Annotated in this window: 18 protein-coding genes; 16 read left to right on the top strand and 2 right to left on the bottom strand. The window is 31.4% G+C overall.

The window, feature by feature from the left end; genetic code table 11:
* The first annotated feature begins 264 nt into the window (after positions 1-264).
* The 6 genes from KQI18_RS04905 to proC all read left to right on the top strand — a co-directional run bounded on the left by KQI18_RS04905 (position 265) and on the right by proC (position 9,253).
* Positions 265-1,893, top strand: coding sequence for a Na/Pi cotransporter family protein (locus KQI18_RS04905; RefSeq protein WP_216466560.1), 1,629 nt, complete (start codon positions 265-267; stop codon positions 1,891-1,893).
* A gap of 58 nt (positions 1,894-1,951) precedes the next feature.
* Positions 1,952-3,295, top strand: a complete 1,344-nt coding sequence (locus KQI18_RS04900; RefSeq protein ID WP_216466559.1) for a glucose-6-phosphate isomerase — start codon at positions 1,952-1,954, stop codon at positions 3,293-3,295.
* Between the two features lie 170 nt (positions 3,296-3,465).
* Positions 3,466-4,545 carry a serine protease HtrA gene (gene htrA, locus KQI18_RS04895; protein ID WP_334299394.1) on the top strand — a complete coding sequence of 360 codons (1,080 nt, stop codon included), beginning with the start codon at positions 3,466-3,468 and terminating at the stop codon, positions 4,543-4,545.
* Positions 4,546-4,921: 376 nt separating this feature from the next.
* On the top strand, positions 4,922-5,830 hold the full coding sequence (locus KQI18_RS04890) for a trans-4-hydroxy-L-proline dehydratase activase (protein ID WP_216466557.1): 909 nt from the start codon (positions 4,922-4,924) through the stop codon (positions 5,828-5,830).
* A 4-nt stretch (positions 5,831-5,834) separates the two neighbouring features.
* Positions 5,835-8,204, top strand: coding sequence for a trans-4-hydroxy-L-proline dehydratase (gene hypD, locus KQI18_RS04885; RefSeq protein ID WP_216466556.1), 2,370 nt, complete (start codon positions 5,835-5,837; stop codon positions 8,202-8,204).
* A gap of 245 nt (positions 8,205-8,449) precedes the next feature.
* Complete coding sequence (gene proC, locus KQI18_RS04880; RefSeq protein ID WP_216466555.1) at positions 8,450-9,253, top strand: pyrroline-5-carboxylate reductase; 804 nt, start codon at positions 8,450-8,452, stop codon at positions 9,251-9,253.
* Positions 9,254-9,333: 80 nt separating this feature from the next.
* On the opposite strand, the gene feoB is transcribed toward proC, so the two are convergent.
* Complete coding sequence (feoB, locus tag KQI18_RS04875) at positions 9,334-11,265, bottom strand: ferrous iron transport protein B (RefSeq protein WP_216466554.1); 1,932 nt, start codon at positions 11,263-11,265, stop codon at positions 9,334-9,336.
* A gap of 12 nt (positions 11,266-11,277) precedes the next feature.
* The gene (locus KQI18_RS04870) at positions 11,278-11,499 is read right to left on the bottom strand and encodes a FeoA family protein (RefSeq protein WP_216466553.1); all 222 of its coding nucleotides are present in this window, start codon (positions 11,497-11,499) and stop codon (positions 11,278-11,280) included.
* 491 nt (positions 11,500-11,990) lie between these two features.
* Between KQI18_RS04870 and KQI18_RS04865 the strand changes: the two genes are divergently transcribed.
* The 10 genes from KQI18_RS04865 to KQI18_RS04820 all read left to right on the top strand — a co-directional run bounded on the left by KQI18_RS04865 (position 11,991) and on the right by KQI18_RS04820 (position 21,438).
* The gene (locus tag KQI18_RS04865) at positions 11,991-12,152 is read left to right on the top strand and encodes an aspartyl-phosphate phosphatase Spo0E family protein (protein WP_216466552.1); all 162 of its coding nucleotides are present in this window, start codon (positions 11,991-11,993) and stop codon (positions 12,150-12,152) included.
* Between the two features lie 151 nt (positions 12,153-12,303).
* Entirely contained in the window at positions 12,304-12,951 is a 648-nt protein-coding gene (locus tag KQI18_RS04860) for an MgtC/SapB family protein (protein WP_216466551.1), read from the top strand.
* 119 nt (positions 12,952-13,070) lie between these two features.
* Complete coding sequence (locus tag KQI18_RS04855) at positions 13,071-13,919, top strand: DegV family protein (protein ID WP_216466550.1); 849 nt, start codon at positions 13,071-13,073, stop codon at positions 13,917-13,919.
* Positions 13,920-13,940: 21 nt separating this feature from the next.
* Positions 13,941-15,725 (top strand): oligoendopeptidase F, encoded by a 1,785-nt coding sequence (gene pepF / locus KQI18_RS04850; protein WP_216466549.1) that lies wholly within the window; start codon positions 13,941-13,943, stop codon positions 15,723-15,725.
* 185 nt (positions 15,726-15,910) lie between these two features.
* On the top strand, positions 15,911-16,741 hold the full coding sequence (locus KQI18_RS04845) for a phosphate ABC transporter substrate-binding protein (RefSeq protein ID WP_216466548.1): 831 nt from the start codon (positions 15,911-15,913) through the stop codon (positions 16,739-16,741).
* A gap of 441 nt (positions 16,742-17,182) precedes the next feature.
* The gene (pstC, locus tag KQI18_RS04840) at positions 17,183-18,112 is read left to right on the top strand and encodes a phosphate ABC transporter permease subunit PstC (RefSeq protein WP_216466547.1); all 930 of its coding nucleotides are present in this window, start codon (positions 17,183-17,185) and stop codon (positions 18,110-18,112) included.
* Positions 18,113-18,937 carry a phosphate ABC transporter permease PstA gene (gene pstA, locus KQI18_RS04835; RefSeq protein ID WP_216466546.1) on the top strand — a complete coding sequence of 275 codons (825 nt, stop codon included), beginning with the start codon at positions 18,113-18,115 and terminating at the stop codon, positions 18,935-18,937. It begins immediately after the preceding gene.
* A gap of 15 nt (positions 18,938-18,952) precedes the next feature.
* Positions 18,953-19,717, top strand: a complete 765-nt coding sequence (gene pstB, locus KQI18_RS04830) for a phosphate ABC transporter ATP-binding protein PstB (RefSeq protein WP_216466545.1) — start codon at positions 18,953-18,955, stop codon at positions 19,715-19,717.
* Positions 19,718-19,772: 55 nt separating this feature from the next.
* The gene (gene phoU / locus KQI18_RS04825) at positions 19,773-20,426 is read left to right on the top strand and encodes a phosphate signaling complex protein PhoU (protein ID WP_216466544.1); all 654 of its coding nucleotides are present in this window, start codon (positions 19,773-19,775) and stop codon (positions 20,424-20,426) included.
* A gap of 133 nt (positions 20,427-20,559) precedes the next feature.
* Positions 20,560-21,438 carry an FUSC family protein gene (locus KQI18_RS04820; RefSeq protein ID WP_216466543.1) on the top strand — a complete coding sequence of 293 codons (879 nt, stop codon included), beginning with the start codon at positions 20,560-20,562 and terminating at the stop codon, positions 21,436-21,438.
* The last annotated feature ends 21 nt before the right edge of the window (positions 21,439-21,459 follow it).

Here is a 21,459-nt window from a genome sequence, read left to right as displayed (position 1 = left end):
ATCCTTTTTGTATAATATAAGATATAATAAAAAAAAGAATTAAGTCATGACCTTTCATAAAACATAATCTAATATCAAAACCTAGTATACTTTTAATTGAATTTTATTTTTCAAACCAAATCCCACAACATATTTATCCAAGATTTAACACTTACTTAATATAAATATAATTTTTAACATATATTTAACACTACAAAACTCGAAATTTGGTAAAATACAAGAGGTGTAAAAAGGTTCTGAAAACTCTTAAAGGGAGGAAATACATTGGAAATTACAATTAATTTGATGGGAGGATTGGGGCTATTTCTCTATGGGATGAATTTGATGGGAGATGGACTTCAAAAATCTGCAGGAACAAAATTAAAAAAGATAATCGAATTGCTCACAAGTAATCTGATTATGGGAATTTTAGTTGGGACAGGAGTTACTGCGATTATACAAAGTTCAAGTGCTACTACTGTAATGGTTGTAGGGTTTGTTAACGCTGGGATTATGACATTAAAGCAGGCGATCGGCGTTATAATGGGTGCTAATATAGGGACAACCGTAACGGCCCAATTAGTATCTTTTAACCTAGATGGTATGGCTCCAATTGCCTTAGGGATAGGTATCATAATATATTTATTCGCTCATAATGCAAAGGTTAAAAACCTTGCCGAGGTTTTAATAGGATTTGGTATTTTATTTACAGGAATGGAGTTTATGAAAGGTGCTGTTGAACCTTTAAGAGATTATCAGGGATTTACGGATTTATTAGTTACGTTTGGCAATAAGCCAATACTTGGTTTATTGCTTGGTTTTGCAATTACAGCAATAGTTCAAAGTTCAAGTGCATCTATGGGAATGTTAGTTGCACTAGCAGCAGAAGGCCTTATACCTCTTGAGGCAGCACTACCAATACTTTATGGACAAAACATCGGTACATGTGTAACATCTCTGTTATCAAGCATCGGAACAAATAAAAATGCAAAGAGAGCAGCAGTGATGCATTTGATTTTTAATGTTTTAGGTACTGCTATATTCTTATTATTCCTCAACAGGCCAGTTGTAAGTGTTGTCACATCTTGGGATCCAGGAAATGTTGCAAGACAGATCGCAAACACTCACACTTTATTTAACATTATCTCTGTTATAGTATTGATTCCGTTTAATGGGTTAATAATCAAGCTGGCAATGAAGCTAGTGCCTGACAAAGAGGGGGATATTGATGAGGATGAAGCAAGAACCGTTAAATATCTGGATACAAGAATGATTGAAACACCTACAATAGCTCTTGCAAATACAGTTAAAGAAACTATACGTATGAGTGAAAAAGCTAAAGAAAGTTTAAATGCAGCTATGAGTGGATTGTTTGAACTATCTCAAGATGATATAAATAGATCGCTTAGACGTGAAGGACTTATTAATAGTCTACAAAAACAAATACTGAACTATTTGCTAGATCTTTCAAAAGCATCTTTGGATGATGACGATAGAGAGACTGTGGATACTTTGTTTAATACAGTTAATGATATTGAACGAATCGGTGACCACGCTAATAATATAGCTGAGCTATCACAAGAGGCTGTAGACTCTAAAATAGTATTCTCTGAAGAAGGAAGAAAAGAATTAGAGGAAATGTTTAGCAAAGTTATATCTGGTTACAACAATGCTATAGAATCTATAAAGAAAGATGATGTAGAATTGGCATACGAAGTATTAAGAATAGAAGAACATGTTAATATGCTAGAGAAATCTTGTAAAGCAAATCATATGAGAAGATTAAATGAGAATCTTTGTAGTATTGAAAACGGGGTAATTTACTTAGACGTAGTTGGAAATTTAGAGAGAGTGTCTGACCACGCTGTTAATATAGCCCAACAAGTAATTGCTCAGAGAATAGGAAAGATGTAGTTTATGAGTCGATCCTGTGATATAATTTCAATAGAGTATAATTAGGAAAGGTTTATTTATGGATATGATAAGTTTTGATTATAAAAAAGCTATTGGATTTTTTTCACAAGATGATATAGATTCTATGCAAGGTAGTGTGAATGATGCGCATTACATGCTTCACAATAAAACCGGTTTAGGAAATGAATTTTTAGGTTGGATAGACCTTCCGAAAAATTATGATAGAGAAGAGTTTGAAAATATAAAGAAATGCTCTACAAAAATACAATTAGATTCTGAGGTATTATTAGTAATTGGTGTGGGAGGATCCTATTTGGGTGCTAGAGCAGCAATAAGTATGCTGGGTCATACTTTCAGCAATGAATTGGATAATGAAAATAGAATACCCAAAGTTTATTTTGTTGGAAATAACCTTAGTTCTACATACATAAATGATCTTTTTGATGTGATTGAAGGAAAAGACATTTCGATAAATGTAATCTCAAAATCAGGAACTACTACAGAACCTGCTTTAGCATTTAGAATATTTAGAGAATATATAGAAAAGAAATATGGTAAAGAAGAAGCTAAACGAAGAATATATGTTACTACAGATAAAGAAAAAGGTTCGCTAATGAGGATGGCTAAAAATGAAGGTTATGAAACTTTTGTCATTCCTGATAATGTAGGAGGGCGCTATTCAGTACTAACAGCTGTAGGTCTTTTACCTATTTGCGCATCTGGATTTGATATTGATAAAATTATGGAGGGTGCAAATGATGCTAGAGAAAAATTTGAAACTCCAGATTTAAAATCTAATGACTGCTATCAATATGCAGTAGTTAGAAATATACTTAACAACAGTGGTAAAGATGTAGAATTATTAGTTAATTATGAGCCGCAACTTTACTATATCAGCGAATGGTGGAAGCAGCTTTTCGGAGAAAGTGAAGGTAAGGAACATAAAGGATTATTTCCTGCATCAGTAAACTATTCTACTGATCTACATTCTATAGGACAGTATATACAAGATGGAAAAAGGATCATGTTTGAAACTGTACTCAATGTCGAGAATGCAAAACGTAAATTAGATATACCGTACGATGAAGAAGACCTAGATGGACTTAATTTCTTGGCAGGCAAGAACTTAGATTTTGTAAGATTTAAATCATATCAAGGGACGATTCTAGCTCATAATGATGGAGGAGTTCCAAACCTTATAATAAATATACCAAATATGGACGAGTATAATTTTGGGTATTTAGTGTATTTTTTTGAAAAGGCATGTGCTATCAGCGGATACTTACTTGGTGTAAATCCGTTTGACCAACCAGGAGTCGAAGAATACAAAAATAATATGTTTGCACTTTCAGGTAAACCTGGATATGAATCATACAAAGAAAAATTAGAAAATAGAATATAAGTTAAGTTTAAATTAAGATTTAGATAATATAATGAAATCATACTAAGTGAGACATAAGTTTACACTATATGATTTCATTTTTTATTATAAAATAACTTAAAAATAAAAAAATTACTTATATAAATCACAAAAAGTGTAAAAGTATAAATATATTACAGATTGGAGAGATTATTATGTTTCGAAAAAAATTAATTAAAACAACTGTTTTAGTCGCAGTTATCTGTTCTATTATCAGTTCGGCAGCAACAACACTTGTTCTTAAAAATACATTCCTGAGTTCAGATGATTCTTCTAAAACTCAAGACATTGTTGTAAATGATGATGGTAAATCAGAGAATGTATATCAAGCAGTTGCTGAAAAAGCGACTCCATCAGTAGTTGGTATCACGACAACTAGTGTTGATAGAAGCGGAGGATTTTTTCCAACGGAAACAAAGGGAGTTGGTACAGGTATAATTGTAGATGCAAAAGGATATATACTTACAAATTCACATGTTGTTTCAGATGGTGGTGCCACTAGTGTAAACGTGCTTTTCAATGATGGTACAGATACTTCAGGTAAAGTAATTTGGTATGATTCACAAATGGATTTGGCTATCGTCAAAGTTGAAAAAGATGGACTTACTCCTGCTGAATTTGGTGACAGTGACAAAGTAAAAGTTGGAGATATATCAATCGCTATTGGTAACCCACTTGGATTAGATTTTCAAAAAAGTGTTACTCAAGGTATCATAAGTGGGCTAGACAGAAGTATTGAGACTGAACAAGCTAAAATGACTGGACTTCTACAAACAGATGCAAGTATAAATTCTGGTAATAGTGGAGGGCCACTACTTAACAGCAAAGGTCAAGTTATCGGAATAAATACAGCAAAGGCTTCTCAAGGTGAAGGTATGGGATTTGCTATTCCTATAAATACAGCGAAAAGTATAGTTAAGGAAGTTATAGCAAATGGCAAATATGAAAAAGTTACATTAGGAATAAAAGGAATGGATTTAACAAACTATGAGGCAGCTACAGGACTTGATTTAGAAGCAAAAGAAGGTGTTTATGTGGCAGAAGTTGTATCTGGTTCGGTTGCAGAAAAAGCTGGTATAAAAGCAGCAGATGTAATTGTAAAAGTGGGAGATACGAAAATAACAGGAATGACTGACTTAAATAAAGTTCTTTATAGTTATTCAAAGGGCAAAAGTGTAGATTTAGTAGTAAATAGGGGTGGAAAAGAAGTTAAATTAAAAGCGCAATTTTAATTTAACGACATAAAAAAATTTATCCTAAATATTATATTATTTTAAGACTATTGTTAGTTATAAGTATTCATATGTATGAAGATGAATATATTATATTTAATAATAGTCTTATTTTTTGATAAAATTTTATAAAAAATTAACTAAAAGTAAAGTTTCATTTATACGAAAATTTAATATAAATATAATTAAAGGTTAAAAAATGGATATAAAATTTACATATGTGAAAATTATGTGAATAAATTTAATATTACTTAAAAAAGTATAGACAAAATTATAACAAGTGTAGTAATATAGAGGTATCATAGTTTGTTAAAAAATAATTAATATAGTTATTTAACAGTGAAAATTTCTAATCAACTGTTGGGGGGTAGTTATTATGGATACATTCGTAATAAATTTACAAAAATGTAGCATCCACGATGGACCTGGAATAAGAAGTACAGTGTTTTTTAAGGGATGTCCACTAAAATGTGTGTGGTGTCATAATCCTGAAAGTCAGGCGTATACAAGAGAGGTTTTATATAATGAAGAGAAATGCTCTAGATGCGAAGCTTGTATTAAAGTTTGTCCACATGGCGCGATATATAAAGATGATGAAAAAGTCTGTCTAAACTTTGAAAAATGTGATCAATGTGAAACATGTTTAGATTACTGTATAAATAATGCAAGAGAAATCGCAGGTACAGTGTATACTGCTAAAGAATTAGTAGATGAACTGTACAAAGATAGAATGTTCTATGAAGAATCTGGTGGCGGAGTTACACTCTCTGGAGGAGAGGTAATGGCACAAGATATGGACTATATAATAGATGTTGCTAGACGATGTAAAGGCAAAGGTTTTCACTTAGCTATAGACACTTGTGGGTTTGCTAAGACAGAAAACTATGAGAATATTTTAGAATACGCTGATTTATTTTTATATGATATGAAGGTAATTGATAATGAAAAACACATAAAGTTCACAGGTAAGTCAAATGAGTTGATACTTAAAAATCTAGAGTTTTTAAGTAACAATAAAGCGAATATCAACATAAGAATACCTCTTATAGTAGGGGTCAATGTAGATGATGATAATCTAGAGGTGAAAAAAATGATAGATTTTTTAAAACCTCTAAATATAAAAGCAGTAAGTCTTTTACCATACCACAATATAGGCAAACATAAGTATAGTAGATTGTATAAAACTTATGAAGGAGAAGAATTTGAAAAGCCAAGTGATGAAAAAATGGAAGAAATAAAAGATTTATTTGAACAAAATAATTTTGATACTAAGATTGGAGGATAATGGTATGTCTAGAGGTACATTTGAAAGAACTAAAAAATTAAGAGAACAAAGTATCAATGCAGAGCCACATATTTCTATGGAGAGAGCTATATTAATGACTGAGGCCTACAAGAAGTATGAAGGTAGTGTAGAAACACCTGTATTACGTGCATTATCATTTAAACATTATATTGAAAATAGAAGTTTATGTATAAATGATGGTGAATTAATTGTAGGTGAAAAAGGAGATTCTCCAAATGGAGCTCCAACTTATCCTGAACTATGCTGTCATACAATGGAAGACTTAGAGGTAATGCACAACAGAGATATTATAAATTTTAGTGTATCAGAAGAATCAAGGGATATACACAAAACAGAGATAATGCCATTTTGGAATAAAAGACAGATGAGAGATAAAATAATTAAGTCTATGACTCCAGAGTGGATAGCTGCTTACGAAACAGGTATATTTACCGAGTTTATGGAGCAAAGAGCGCCTGGTCATACTGTTTGTGGAGATACTATATACAAAAAAGGATTTTTAGATCTAAAGAAAGATATAGAAGATAGATTAACAAGAATCGATTTTTTAAATGATCCCGAAGCTTACGATAAAAAAGCCGATTTAGAAGGTATGAGTATTGTTTGTGATGCAATGATGATCCTTGGAAAGAGATATGCAGATAAAGCAAGAGAGTTGGCTGCTAACGAAACTGATGAAAACAAGAAAAAAGATTTCTTAACTATAGCTGAAGTTTGTGATGTTGTACCAGCGCACAAACCAGAAACTTATCATCAAGCGTTACAAATGTATTGGTTTACTCATATAGGTGTTACTACAGAACTTAATATTTGGGATGCGTTCACACCTGGTAGACTTGATCAACATCTTAATCCGTTCTATGAGAAAGATTTTGAAGATGGAATTTTAAACAGAGACAAAGCTCAAGAACTATTAGAGTGTTTGTGGGTTAAATTCAACAACCAACCAGCTCCACCTAAAGTAGGTATTACACTAAAAGAGAGTAGTACTTACACAGATTTTGCAAATATCAATACTGGAGGGGTAAACCCTGATGGTCAAGATGGAGTAAATGATGTAAGTTATATTATACTTGACGTCATGGATGAGATGAAGTTACTTCAACCAAGTTCAAATGTTCAAATAAGTAAAAAAACTCCTCAAAAATTCTTAAAAAGGGCTTGTGAAATATCTAGAAAAGGTTGGGGTCAACCAGCATTCTACAACACAGAAGCAATAATACAAGAATTAATGGAAGCTGGAAAGACAATAGAAGATGCTAGACTTGGTGGAACAAGCGGATGTGTTGAGACTGGTTGTTACGGTAAAGAAGCTTATGTCTTAACTGGATATTTTAACATTCCAAAAGTATTAGAACTTACTCTAAACAATGGATATGATCCAATTGCTAAGAGACAAATAGGAATCAAAACAGGTGATCCAAGAAACTTCGAAACTTATGAAGAGTTATTTGATGCATTTAAAAAACAAATGAAATATTTAATCGATATAAAAGTAGAAGGAAATTCAGTAATAGAGAGAATGTATGGAAAGCACATGCCTTGTCCACTTATGTCTACTATAGTTGATGATTGTATAGAAAAAGCTCAGGATTATCAAAGGGGTGGAGCTAGATATAACACTAGATATATTCAAGGTGTTGGTATAGGAACAATAACTGATTCTTTAGCTGCAATTAAGTACAATGTTTTTGAAAATAAAAAATTTGATATGGATACACTTATTAAAGCTATGGATGCTAATTTTGAAGGATATGAAGCAATTCATAATATACTTCAAAACAAAACGCCTAAATATGGTAATGATGATGATTATGCTGATGTTTTAATGCAAGATACTTTTATGGCTTACTACAATGAAGTGACTGGAAGACCTACAGTTGCAGGTGGCCAATACAGAGTAGATATGTTGCCTACAACTTGTCACGTATACTTTGGTGAAGTGATGGGTGCTAGTCCAAATGGTAGACTTTGTGCTAAACCAGTTTCTGAAGGTATATCACCTGAAAAAGGTGCAGATACAAATGGTCCTACAGCAGTAATAAAATCTTGTGCTAAAATGGATCACTTAAAAACTGGTGGTACACTACTTAATCAAAGATTCGCTCCATCAGTAGTTCAAGGTGACGATGGATTAGACAATATGGCCAACTTAGTTAGATCATACTTCAGTATGGATGGACACCACATTCAGTTTAACGTATTTGATAAAAATGTACTGTTAAAAGCTCAAGAAAATCCTCAAGACTATAAAGATTTGATTGTTAGAGTTGCAGGATACAGTGATCATTTTAACAATCTGAGTAGAACTCTACAAGACGAGATAATAGGAAGAACAGAGCAAACTTTCTAGAGAAAATCATGTCGAATATACAGATTAAATTTAATTTGTAGAATATTCTAAACTTATATATAATATAAGCATGGCTTATAATAATAAGCTAACTTCAAAATTGGAGTTAGCTTATTAAATTTATTGCTCTACTACATAGGATATTAAATAATCTATAGTTAATAATTATTAATTTATTAGGATATTATTTAATATAGGACACTTAACGAATTGTTACAATAAACATTTAAAAGGAGAGATATAATATGAAAACTCTAGGGATAATCGGTTCAGGAAATATGGCAACTGCTATATTGGGTGGTATACTTAATGCAGGATTAGTAAAAGCAAATGATGTAACTATATCAGACCTTAATAAGGCTGCTCTTGATAAAGTTAAAGCTGATTATGGTGTAAATACTACTACTGATTCAGCAGAGGTAGTAAAAAACTCTGATGTGATAATAATTGCACTTAAACCAAATGTAGTTGAATTAGTTTTGGGGCAAGTTAAAGAATATATAGATACAAATAAAATAATAGTATCTATAGCAGCAGGAAAAACTATCGCATCATTAGAAGATGCTATAGGATCAGATAAAAAAGTAGTTAGAACTATGCCGAATACTCCAGCTCTAGTTGGAGAAGGAATGGCAGCACTTAGCAAAAATAAAAATGTTACAGATGAAGAACTTCAAGAGATAAAATCTCTTTTTGAGTCATTTGGACAAGCTGAGATAATAAATGAGTATTTGATGGATGCAGTTATAGGAGTTGGTGGATCGGCTCCAGCATATGTATTTATGTTTATAGAAGCTATGGCAGATGGCGCAGTAGTTGCAGGTATGCCAAGAGCACAGGCTTATAAGTTTGCCGCACAATCAGTTTTAGGATCTGCTAAGATGGTACTGGAAACAGGAAGACATCCTGGAGATCTAAAAGACATGGTATGCTCTCCAGCAGGCACTTCAATTGAAGCTGTAAAAGTTCTTGAAGATGAAGGGTTTAGATCGGCTGTTATAAAAGCTGTTGTTGCGAGTGTTGAAAAATCAGTAGAAATGAGTAAGTAATAACAAAACAAAAAGAGTATCTTTAATGTACTTAATACATAAAGATACTCTTTTTTTGAATTTAGGATTAAAACTTTTTATTAATTTTTTTCTTTTACTTTTTCACTTTGACATCCTTGTGAAGCTGAAGGACATCCTGAACATCCGCTACATCCGCCTTTTCCTGATTTAGCAGATTTTAAATTTTTATATAGTATAAATAGTGCTACAGCTACGATAACACCACCTATAAGTAGTTCAAATATTGATCCATTCATAAATATTACACCTCCAATAGTATTAACCATGAAAGCAACTACCCATGCAAGTATAAATTGGTATGCAAATGATGCAAACATCATTTTGTTGCCGTATTCTTTTTTCATAGTAGCAAGTGCAGCGATACATGGAGTATACAAAGCTGTAAATACTAAGAATGTGTATGCAGTAACTCCTGTAAAAACTGTTGGCAAAGTTGTGTAAATGTTACTGTATAGTATATTTAAAGTATTTACAACTATCTCTTTTGCACTAAGTCCAGTTAGTAAGGCAACTGATATTTTCCAATCTTTAAAACCTAATGGCTTAAATAGTGGAGCAATTATTTTCCCAAGTGATGCAAGGAAACTGTTATTTATATCTTCTGTAAATCCATTGAAATTAAAAGATGATAAAGCCCAAATAACAACAGACATAGCAAACATTATTGTAACAACTTTAATTAAGAAGCCTTTTGATTTATTCCAAGCACTTTTAAACAATGAGTTTAACTTCGGAACTTTATATTCTGGTAGCTCCAGTATAAACGGTTCTACATCTGCTTGGAATAAAGTTTTGTTTAAAAACAGTGCAACCAATATCGCAACCACTATTCCAAGTAAGTATAAGGATGTTGTAACTATTGCTGCATTTTCTTTGAAAAATATAGTTACAAACAATGCATATATTGGTAGCTTAGCACCACATGTCATAAGGGGTGCAATAAGAGCTGTTACTTTTCTATCTTTTTCACTTTCAAGTGTTCTAGTAGCCATTATTGCGGGTGATGAACAACCCATTCCCATTACCATAGGGATAAAGGCTTTACCAGATAGACCTACCTTCTTCATGATATTATCCATTAAAAAAGCAGTTCTAGACATGTATCCACTGTCTTCAAATAATGAGATACCTAAGAATAAAGTAAATATAAGAGGGAAAAACGGAAGTGTACCTCCAAGTCCTCCTATTAAACCATCAACTATAAGTGATTTAAACCATGGGCTTGCTGAAGCCAATAAACTTGCTACAGGTGCCTCTATAAACTGTCCTATAAGAGATTCTGATAACTCTTGTAACGGTCCACCCACCCAGTCAAAAGTAAATTTGAATAATAGAAATAAAATTGCAATAAATATTGGGTAAGCAAGTATTGGGTTTAAAACAATGTTATCTATTTTTTCACTAATAGAAGTTTTTTGTTTATTTTCCTCGAAAGCACTCAAAGACAAAATTTCTTCGATCTTTTTATACGTTTGTGTTTCATCGCCAAAGTTTGTCTTGTATTCAACTGTACTACCTGAGATAGATTTTATCACTTCAGATATTTTGATTACTTCTTGTTTGTCTTTGTGAATCAAAGGAACAACCTGAACACCTAATTCTTTACTAAGTTTATCGGCATCAATCTTTATTCCTTTAGATTTTGCAATATCTAACATATTTAAAAATATAACAATTGGTTTGTTATATTTCATAAGTTGTGTTGTAAGATATAAATTTCTAGATAAATTTGTTGAGTCAACGACATTTACAATTACGTCTACATCGCCTTCCTCTAAATACTCTTTTGAAACTTTTTCTTCATTTGAAAAAGTATCCATCGCATATATTCCGGGTAAATCTGTTACCTTTATGTCGTTTCCAATAAAACCTTCTTTTCTTTCAATTGTAACCCCAGGCCAGTTACCTACGTACTGATTAGATCCTGTCAACAAATTGAAAACTGTAGTTTTACCAACATTTGGATTACCTAACAATGCCACGTTTATCAATTTAAAGCCCCCTTATTGTTGTAAGGAAATGTTTTTGGCATCTGCTTTTCTAATAGCAAGATCAAATCCTCTAAATCTAATTACGATTGGATCTCCTAATGGAGCAATCTTTTTTACTTCCACTTCAGTATTATTTATACACCCTAAAGCAAGAAGCCTCTTTGCTAATTTTTCGTCTCCGTATATATTATTAATAGTGCCTTTTTGCCCAACTTTCAAATCTTTAACAGTCATAGTCGACACCTCCTAGTGAGTATTTTAACAATAAATGTTATATATTTATGGCGATGTGAGAGACTTTTTAATAACGGAACAGTCATCATTAACACCATCTAATGAGATTCATTTTCATTTAATTTATTATAGCAAGTAAACTTAAAAAAGTCAATATAGACGCTGTAATTAAGCGATGTTCATTTTATTTTTTTATAACAATTTTTAAAATAAAAACAATGTATTTTATTATCATTTACAGGTGTATTTTATTATAATTTAATCGACAGAAATGTATAAAATTCCGTAATAATAGATATTAAATTAAATAAGGATACTAATATTCAAATACTTTTTATGAAAAGTCTAAATTCAGTATAATTTTATCCAAAAATATTGCCTTAATATAGTATATTGTAATTAAGATTTATTGATAGAATATTGACAAAATATGATGTTCTTTGATAAGATATACATATAAAAATACAAACTTTTTAATACTGGAGATCATTATGGAGAATAATAAATTAGAAGAATTAAGATCTGAGATCGAATCAGTTAGAGACGAAATAAATACATATATAGAATATCCAGAGATATTTAGTGAAGAATTAGTAGAATCAAGCAAAAAAATCGACTTACTTATTAATAAATACATGAGCTTGAGCAGTTAACCCACATATAAGTGGGTTTTTTTATACCCAAATCACAATACTTTGTTTATTTAATATAATATTAATAATTTTAATTTTTAAGATTATATTTATATAATATCGGTGATTATAATAGGATATAATTAAATTGGGAAATTGGGGGTTATAGTTTATGAATTCATGGGAAATAGCTACTAGGTTAGTTTTAGCTTTAGTGTTGGGTGGACTAATTGGCTTGGAAAGAGAAAAAATACATCAGTATGCAGGTTTTAGAACTCATATACTTATTGCACTAGGTGCATGTATATCTGCAATGGTATCTTTAGAACTTGTTTCTAATTATAATTCAGCCGATCCATCTAGAATACCAGGTCAAGTTTTAACAGGGATAGGTTTTTTGGGAGCAGGAGCAATATTAAAGACTAAAGTAGGGGTCAAAGGACTTACTACTGCAGCTGGTATGTGGGCAACTGCCTGTCTAGGTATAGCTATAGGATGTGGCTATTACATGCTATCAATACTAGGATGGCTATCTATTGTGATTACACTGTTCTTGCTGAGAGTTGGATCAGAGTTATTGTTTAAAAACGAAAAAAATATTATAAGGATAAAAGTCGAAGATATAAAATTACTTTCGCTTATCTGTAACAAATTAGAAGAAGAGAGAGTAATGGTAAAAAATATTAATGTTGAGTATTGTGATAGTGAATCTTGGGAGCTTATTTTAACTGTACTCCACGATAGAAGAATAGTTTTTGGTATTGTAGCTAATGAAATTAAAAATTTAGAAGGTATTATATCTATAAAATGTTCAGAGTAGAAATAGGAATCTACAAAAAATAAAGATGGAATATTCTTACCAAAATGTATAGAATATAAGGTATATCAAATAATATAATTACAATAAAATATAATACTAATGAGACTGAGGTGTAGAGTTTGAAAAAAGATATTAAGATTGTGACGGATGGATCTTGTGATTTTCCAAAAGAAATATTAGATAGAGCTAATCCGGACTTAGTAGGAATAAATGTTTCTTTTGGGGATGAAACGTATGTAGGTGGATTAGAGCTTGATGATGTCACTTTCTATGAGAAAATGAGGTCAAGTGCAGAATTGCCAAAGACATCTAGCCCTTCGCCAGAGAGGTTTATAGAGCTTTTTAAAGATGAAAAGCACGAGGAGCTATTAGTAATAACTTTGACTTCTAAACTATCTAGCACTTATAGCAATGCTGTTCTAGCTAAACAACTGTACCTGGAGGAACATCCAGAAAAGAGAATTGAAGTTGTAGATAGTAAAAGTGGCTCTATTGGGGTTGCACTGATGATATCTAGATGTGCAAAACTTATAAAAGAAGGTAAAAACATGGATGAAATACTTGAAGATATTGAAAGACAGCAAAATGATATCGTATTCTTCGGAGTTTTAGATACATTAGAAAATGCAGTAAAAGGTGGAAGGGTTAATCCAATTGCGGGAAAATTAATCAGTGTATTAAATTACAAAGTACTGATTAAGATTGATGAAGGCTTGGTGAAGCCTATAGACAAAGCGAGAGGGGAAGTAAACAGCCTAAAGAAACTTTTTGATTACGTTAAGAAAAATGTCGGAGAAGCTAAAGGCAAGTCAATTGCAATTGCACATTCTAACTGTCCAGACAAGGCATCTAAAATTAAGAAATTCATAGAAGAACATTATGATTTTAAAGAGATATTAACAGCAAGTATTGGCCCTATAATGGGTACATTTACTTCTGAAGGAGCGATACTTGTAGCTGTTTTATAACATATAAAAGGAGTGTTAATAGTGGGAACAGATAGAAGTAAAATAGATGATAAATTCAAATGGCAACTTGATAAGATGTATTCAAGCAAAGAAAATATAGAAAAAGACATAAAAATTGTAAAAGAATATATAAATGAAGTAAAAAAATACAAAGGAAAGTTAAGTGATAATAGAGAAAGTTTTTTAAATGCACTTAGCGTTTATGAAAATGCAAATAGATTAGTTCAAAACTTATATGTATATACTCATATGAAGCAGCATGAAGATACTAGAATCAACTCATATCAAGGAGATGCATCTAGAACTGAAATGTTATCGTCGGAGTTAAGCATGGCAACTTCATATATTGTGCCTGAAATTATTGCAATGGATGAAAAGGTTTTAAATGGATTTTTAGAAGATGAAAAAGCCTCTTTCTATAAAAAATTCATAGATGAAATACTTAGAGATAAGCCTCACACCCTTAGTGAAAGAGAAGAAGAACTATTAGCTGCAACATCAGAATTAACATCAGTACCAGAGAATGTATACGATATGTTAGCGTATGCGGACATGGAATTTCCTGAGATAGAAGATGAAAATGGTGAAAAAGTTAGGATATCTCATTCAAATTACTCTTTGTATATCAAAAGTAAAGACAAAAGGGTTAGAAAAGATGCATTTGAAGCAGAATTTAACACTTATGGAACTTACAAAAATACATTTGCATCAACTCTTTATGGTGCAATTAAATCAGAAATATTTTATGCTAAAGTTAGAAATCATAACTCAGCAATAGAAGCATCATTATTTGAAGATGATATTAATGTAGAAGTGTATGAGAATCTAATAGCATCTATGGACGAAAGCTTACCTGTTTTAAATAAATATATTGAATTAAAGAAAAAATTCTTGGAGCTTGATGAAATACATATGTATGATTTATATGTTCCACTAACAGATAAATACGATATAAAGATACAATATGAAGAAGCACAAGATATAATATTAAAAGCTCTGGCACCACTTGGAGAAGATTATTTAAATGTTATTAAGAAGGCCTTTTCAGAAGGATGGATAGATGTTTACGAAAATGAAGGAAAAAAAGGTGGAGCTTACTCTTGGGGTAGCTATGATTCCCATCCTTATATACTTATGAGTTATAAAGATGATTTAAATTCATTATTCACACTTATTCACGAACTGGGTCACTCTGTTCATAGTTATTATTCGAAATCAACTCAGCCTTATATTTATTCTAGTTATAGAATATTTGTAGCAGAGGTAGCCTCTACATTAAATGAACTACTCTTAATAAATTATTTACTTGAAAAGTCAGACTCAAAAGAGGAGAAAATATACCTTCTAAATTATTATTTAGAGCAGTTTAGAACGACTGTTTATAGACAAACAATGTTTGCGGAATTCGAAAAAGTGACACATGCTAAAATAGAAGCTGAAGAACCACTTACAGCAGAGGAATTTACTAATATATATTTTGAACTAAACGAAAAATACTACGGAAAATCAGCAGTAGTAGATGAATTAATAGGGCTAGAATGGGCGAGAATACCACACTTCTATTCTAACTTCTATGTCTACAAATATGCCACAGGATTTTCAGCAGCTAGTGCTTTAAGTAAACAAATACTAACAGGAGAAGAATCGGCTAAAGAAAAATATTTAAATTTCTTAAAGAGCGGAGGATCAGACTATCCACTAAACCAACTTAGAGGTGCTGGTGTAGATATGGAGAAAAAGGAATCCATAGAAGAGGCTATAAATGTATTTAAAAAGTTAGTAGATGATTTAGAGAAGCTACTATAAAATCTTATAAGATATTATAGTACTTTAATTAAAGCTGATGGATAATATTAAACTATTATAAAATAAATGGTCGCTATATTTACTTTTTCTTAACAAGTATGTAATATCGACTTAACAAAAAATAGTTATTATGTAAATATGGCTTTATTTGCATAATAACTTTTTTTATGGGAGGAATAACATCGATGTTTAAATATAAAAAAGTACTGATTTTGACCGTGGTATTAATGACTGGGATATTATTTGTGGGATGTAATAAAGATGCTAATAGCGGAGGTCGTTCTAAAGTGACAGTGTCAGGTTCAACTTCAGTTGGAGCTGTAATGGAGCCTTTAGTAGAAGAGTATAAAAAAACATTGAGCGATGATATAGATATAGAAGTCCAACAAGTTGGATCATCATCTGGAATAAAAAACACAATCGAAGGAACTTCTGAAATAGGTATGACATCAAGAGACTTAAAAGGTGATGAAAAAGAATCAAATTTAGTTGAGACTAAAATTGCTTTAGATGCAATAGCTGTAATTACTAATAGCGAGAATGATGTGAGTAATTTAACTAAGGCACAGGTTAAAGATATATTTACAGGGAAAATAACTAACTGGAAAGAGATAGGAGGACATGACAGTCCTATAGTAGTAGTGTCTAGGGAAGATGGCTCTGGAACTAGAGAAGGGTTTGAATCAATTGTAGGATATGGGCCAGAGCAACTTGTAAAAAGTGCATTAATTAGCGATGGATCAGGAAATATTAAGACGACTGTGGCAAATAATAAAAATGCAATAGGATATATATCTCTAGGATATGTAGACAAGTCTGTAAAGGGTGTTTCAATTGATGGAGTCGTTGCAAATAGTGATAATGTAAAATCCCATAAATATTCTATATCTAGACCATTTTTACTAATATATAAAGATGAGAAAATTTCAGAGAATGGAAATAAGTTTATAGACTTTATACTTAGTGATGAGGGCCAAAAAGTAGTTGAAAAACATGGGTTTGTTAGTGTAAACTAGAAAAATTATAATTGTATTAAACTTTTTTAAATAATTTATGTTTTTTCTATACAGATTAGATATTTTTAACAGTATAAAATAATTAGACATAAAGGTTAATTTAAGCTTAAACAGGGCATTATATATATAACGGTATTGGTTTTAGGGCTATTATTTCATGTGAGATAATAGCCTTATTTTGTGAAGTTAAAAAATTAATTTTTATTATTCAAATTAAATAAAGCAAATGATTTACTTAAATAAAATAAAAATAATTCGTTTTTATACCCAGAATAGCTTATAAACCTTAACGAACTTTACGGATGCTTAACTTCTCTATAACACCAATTTAACTTTAAAAATATACAATAATTATAGAGAATAAGAACGAAAATTAAACATAAACAAGCAGAGTATTATAACTTTTTAAATATAATAGATTGTTTGTAAGGGAGGATTTAAATGTTAGCAAAATCAGGAGATGTTAAATTTGAAAAAAAAAGCGCAAATAAATTACCTAACAAAAATAAGTTGAAGTATTTAACTGATGAAATAGCTGAACATGTATTTATGATCAGTGCACTATTAGGTGTAGCGTGTTTATTTATAATTATAGGCTTTGTGTTTTATAAAGGATTAAAGCCATTCGTATTTGAACATTACTCGTTTACAAAATTTCTATTAGGAAATGAGTGGGTGCCTTCGATAGGTGTTTTCGGAATTGCGCCAATGATAGTTGCTTCTGTAGTAGGTACTTTAGGAGCTCTTGTAATAGGTGTTCCAATTGGGGTACTAACAGCAGTTTATGTCGCTGAACTAGCACCAAATAAAGTTGCTAAGATAATTTCACCAGCAGTTGAGCTGTTAGCAGGGATACCATCTGTTCTTTACGGTATATTTGGATTAGTGGTAATCGTGCCTGCTATACAAAATGTATTTAATGCACCAAAAGGACAAACACTATTGGCAGTTATAATTGTTCTATCAATCATGGTTTTGCCAACTATAGTATCAGTATCAGAAACAGCAATTAGAGCAGTGCCTAAAGCTTATAAAGAAGGTTCTCTGGCTTTAGGAGCATCACAGATAGAAACAGTATTTAGGGTAGTTATCCCAGCAGCAAAATCAGGGATTTTATCTGCCATAGTTTTAGGACTTGGAAGAGCTCTTGGAGAAACAATGGCAATAATTCTAGTAGCAGGTAATTCGACTTTGCTGCCTACATCTCTGCTTGATAGTGTAAGACCTCTTACAACAAATATTGCACTTGAAATGGGATATGCATATGGAACTCACCAAGATATGTTATTCGCTGCTGGTGTAGTGCTATTTGTATTCATACTAGCGTTAAATCTTATATTAAACAAAATTTCCAACAAGGTGGTTAAATAAATGAGAAGGTTTAAAGAAAACTTACTAAAAGCGTTAATATTTTTATCTGTATTTTTTACAATAGCGTGTTTAGTATCAATAGTTGGATTTATTTTTATCAAAGGTATCTCAAAACTAAATTTACAGTTCTTGACTAGTGGTTATTCTACTACGGGAGCAAGTGGAATTTTACCAATGATTATTACAACTCTTTATACAGTGGCTTTATCAATATTGATTGCGACGCCACTAGGTATACTTAGTGCGATATATCTACAAGAATACGCAAAGCAAGGGAGATTAGTTACTATAGTTAGATTTGCAACTGAAGCCCTAGCTGGGATTCCATCAATAATATACGGATTGTTTGGAGGTATATTCTTTGTTGTCACACTTGGGATTGGTTATTCAATATTAGCTGGATCATTGACATTATCTATAATTATTTTGCCAGTAATAATACGTACAACTGAAGAAGCTTTGAAAACTGTGCCACAAGTGTATAAAGAGGGGTCGCTGGCACTTGGTGCTACAAAATTTCAGACATTGTACAAAGTTATACTTCCTAGTGCAATACCAGGTATATTATCTGGTATAATATTATCAGTAGGTAGAATTATAGGAGAGTCTGCAGCAGTGCTTTTAACAGCAGGTACTGTGGCAAATATGCCAGGTGGAATTTTCGACAGTGCGAGAACTTTAACAGTACATTCATATCTACTTACAAAAGAGAGTGGTGATATATCAGCTGCAACTGGCGTTGGTATAGTTTTAATAGTTCTAGTATTTGTTCTAAATATTTTAACAAAATTTGTAGTTAAAAAGTTCAATAGAGCTAATTATTAAACGAGAGGTGTAACTATGTATTTGGACAACAATATAAAAATTAGTGTTAAAGATTTAAACTTATTTTATGGAGAGAAGCAAGCTTTAAAAAATATAAATATAAATATAAAAGAAAACAAAGTAACTGCTTTAATAGGGCCATCAGGCTGCGGAAAATCTACTTTTTTAAGAACTCTAAATAGGATGAATGATCTTATAGAAAGTGTCTCTATAGATGGTAAAATTCTAGTTGACGGAAAAGATATTTATGAATCTCAAGATGTTATAGATCTTAGAACTAAAGTAGGGATGGTATTTCAAAGGGCAAATTTGTTTCCAATGAGCATTTACGATAATATAGTTTATGGGCCTCGTATACAAGGTATAAAAGACAAAAAAGTATTAGATAAAATAGTAGAAGAAAGTTTAAAAGGTGCAGCAATATGGGATGATGTTAAGGACAGTCTTAAATCTTCAGCTCTTGGGCTTTCAGGAGGGCAGCAACAGCGAATATGTATAGCTAGAACTATGGCAATGAAACCAAAGGTTATATTAATGGATGAGCCAACTTCTGCGTTAGACCCAATTTCTACAGCGAAGGTTGAAGAGCTTATAGGTAGTCTTAAAGGTCAGTATACAATAGTTATAGTTACACATAATATGCAACAAGCTGCTCGTATTTCTGATGAAACTGCATTTTTCTTAAATGGAGAGATTATAGAATTTAGAGATACTAAAACTATGTTTACAAATCCCTCTGATAAACGTACTGAAGATTATATAACTGGTAGATTCGGATAGAATTTAGGTATATAGATCATATTAAATTATATATAAATATATTGGAGAGATAACAATGAAAAATAATAGTTTGGATATAAGTATAGACAATTTAAAAGAGTACATTATAAATATGATGGAGAAGTGTGAAGAAGCCATAACTAAATCTGTAACTTGTATGGTTAATAAGGATTTAGAAGGTGCTAAGGAAGTAATAAAAGACGATGAAGTTATAAATGGATTAAGAGAACAGATAAGAGATAAGAGTATCGAACTAACAGTATTAAAACAACCTATGGCAAGAGATCTTAGGATTATATATGCATTTGGAAACATAGCTGTTGAATTGGAGAGAATAGGTGACTATGCTGCTAATATATCGAAAGAAATGATAGAAATAGGTAGTGAAGCGTATATAAAAGACCTTATAGACATACCTAAGATGTCAAAAGTATGTGTAGAAATGATGGAGCAAACTAAACAATCACTAGAGACTTTAGATACTAAATTAGCTTATAGCATTGGAGATAGGGATGATGAAGTAGACTATTTATACACACTTGTTAAGAGAGATTCTCTTGGTATTATGCATAGAAAGCCGGAAACTATTGACCAAGGAGTTAAACTTTTGTTTATAGGGAGATACTTAGAGAGAATTGGAGATCATATAACTAATATATGTGAGCAAATTATATATGCAGTGGATGGAGATATGGTCGAGATAGGTTAACCTATCTCTTTTTTTGCATTGGCAGTTTTATACATGCATACTCAAAATGAAAAATATAATAATATATGTTATACTATTAAAAAAGGTATTACAAACAGTTATTATTAATTATACCTTTTCGGAGGTCGGTGTTTTGAAGCTACCAAAATTAGGAATGAGAACTATAAAAACGGGGATTGCCGTAATTTTTTGTATGTTACTGGGGAAATATGCCGCTGAAAATCTGTTCTTTTCCGCAACGGCGTGTATTATATCAGTACAGGATACTGTAAAAGGATCGTTAAAAACTGGGTTTAATAGAGTTGCAGGTACTATATTAGGTGGTATTGTAGGTTTCATATTTGCATTAATTAATCCAGGAGATCCATTTTTATGTGGCCTCGGTATAATAATAACAATATATATATGCAATCTTTTAAAAATAAAATCAGTTGTAGTGGGATGTGTTACGTTTCTTGCGATACATTTAGGTGTCGGAACAAGTGATCCTGTATACTACTCAATACACAGAGTTATAGATACATCTGTAGGTGTAGTATTTGGTATAGTAGTAAACTATGTTTTGGCTAGACCAAATTATTTTGACAATACTTTAGATAAATTTAAAATGATAGAAAATATGACCCTTGATTGGGTTAAGGTTAGGATAATCGATAATGAGGAAAAGGATGCTACAGAGATAAAAGAAGTAATTCAAAAATTAGAAAGCATATACTCCAAATATCTTGATGAAGTTGATTATAGTTTAAATCATAAAAATGTAGAAATTTTAGAAAGAACTATAAACATATGTAGGGAAATTTATTTTCATATGCAATCGATATGTCTATTGGAGGATAAACTTTATCTAAAACAAGAGACTTTCGATTATCTAAAGGATGTTTTTGGATTAGAAAAGTTGGACTGGAATATTGATGAAGAAAAGAGTCCTGTGTTTAATTACCACTTGATGAAGATTCTTCGTGAGATAGAATTTTTAAATCAACTAAATACTTCAATAACTTTAGAGTAGTTTTATTGAATTGTAAATAAA

Source organism: Metaclostridioides mangenotii (assembly GCF_018917235.1).
Classification (GTDB): Bacteria; Bacillota; Clostridia; order Peptostreptococcales; family Peptostreptococcaceae; genus Metaclostridioides.
Note: the sequence above shows the minus strand (reverse complement) of the source record. Positions and strands in the feature narration are given on the sequence as shown.

Excerpts from the sequence above, each read along its gene's own strand:
- KQI18_RS04900 (WP_216466559.1), top strand. The coding sequence starts at position 1,952 with ATGGATATGATAAGTTTTGATTATAAAAAAGCTATTGGATTTTTTTCA.
- KQI18_RS04890 (WP_216466557.1), top strand. The coding sequence starts at position 4,922 with ATGGATACATTCGTAATAAATTTACAAAAATGTAGCATCCACGATGGA.
- hypD (WP_216466556.1), top strand. The coding sequence starts at position 5,835 with ATGTCTAGAGGTACATTTGAAAGAACTAAAAAATTAAGAGAACAAAGT.
- proC (WP_216466555.1), top strand. The coding sequence starts at position 8,450 with ATGAAAACTCTAGGGATAATCGGTTCAGGAAATATGGCAACTGCTATA.
- KQI18_RS04870 (WP_216466553.1), bottom strand. The coding sequence starts at position 11,499 with ATGACTGTTAAAGATTTGAAAGTTGGGCAAAAAGGCACTATTAATAAT.
- KQI18_RS04865 (WP_216466552.1), top strand. The coding sequence starts at position 11,991 with ATGGAGAATAATAAATTAGAAGAATTAAGATCTGAGATCGAATCAGTT.
- KQI18_RS04860 (WP_216466551.1), top strand. The coding sequence starts at position 12,304 with ATGAATTCATGGGAAATAGCTACTAGGTTAGTTTTAGCTTTAGTGTTG.
- KQI18_RS04845 (WP_216466548.1), top strand. The coding sequence starts at position 15,911 with ATGTTTAAATATAAAAAAGTACTGATTTTGACCGTGGTATTAATGACT.
- pstC (WP_216466547.1), top strand. The coding sequence starts at position 17,183 with ATGTTAGCAAAATCAGGAGATGTTAAATTTGAAAAAAAAAGCGCAAAT.
- pstA (WP_216466546.1), top strand. The coding sequence starts at position 18,113 with ATGAGAAGGTTTAAAGAAAACTTACTAAAAGCGTTAATATTTTTATCT.
- pstB (WP_216466545.1), top strand. The coding sequence starts at position 18,953 with ATGTATTTGGACAACAATATAAAAATTAGTGTTAAAGATTTAAACTTA.
- phoU (WP_216466544.1), top strand. The coding sequence starts at position 19,773 with ATGAAAAATAATAGTTTGGATATAAGTATAGACAATTTAAAAGAGTAC.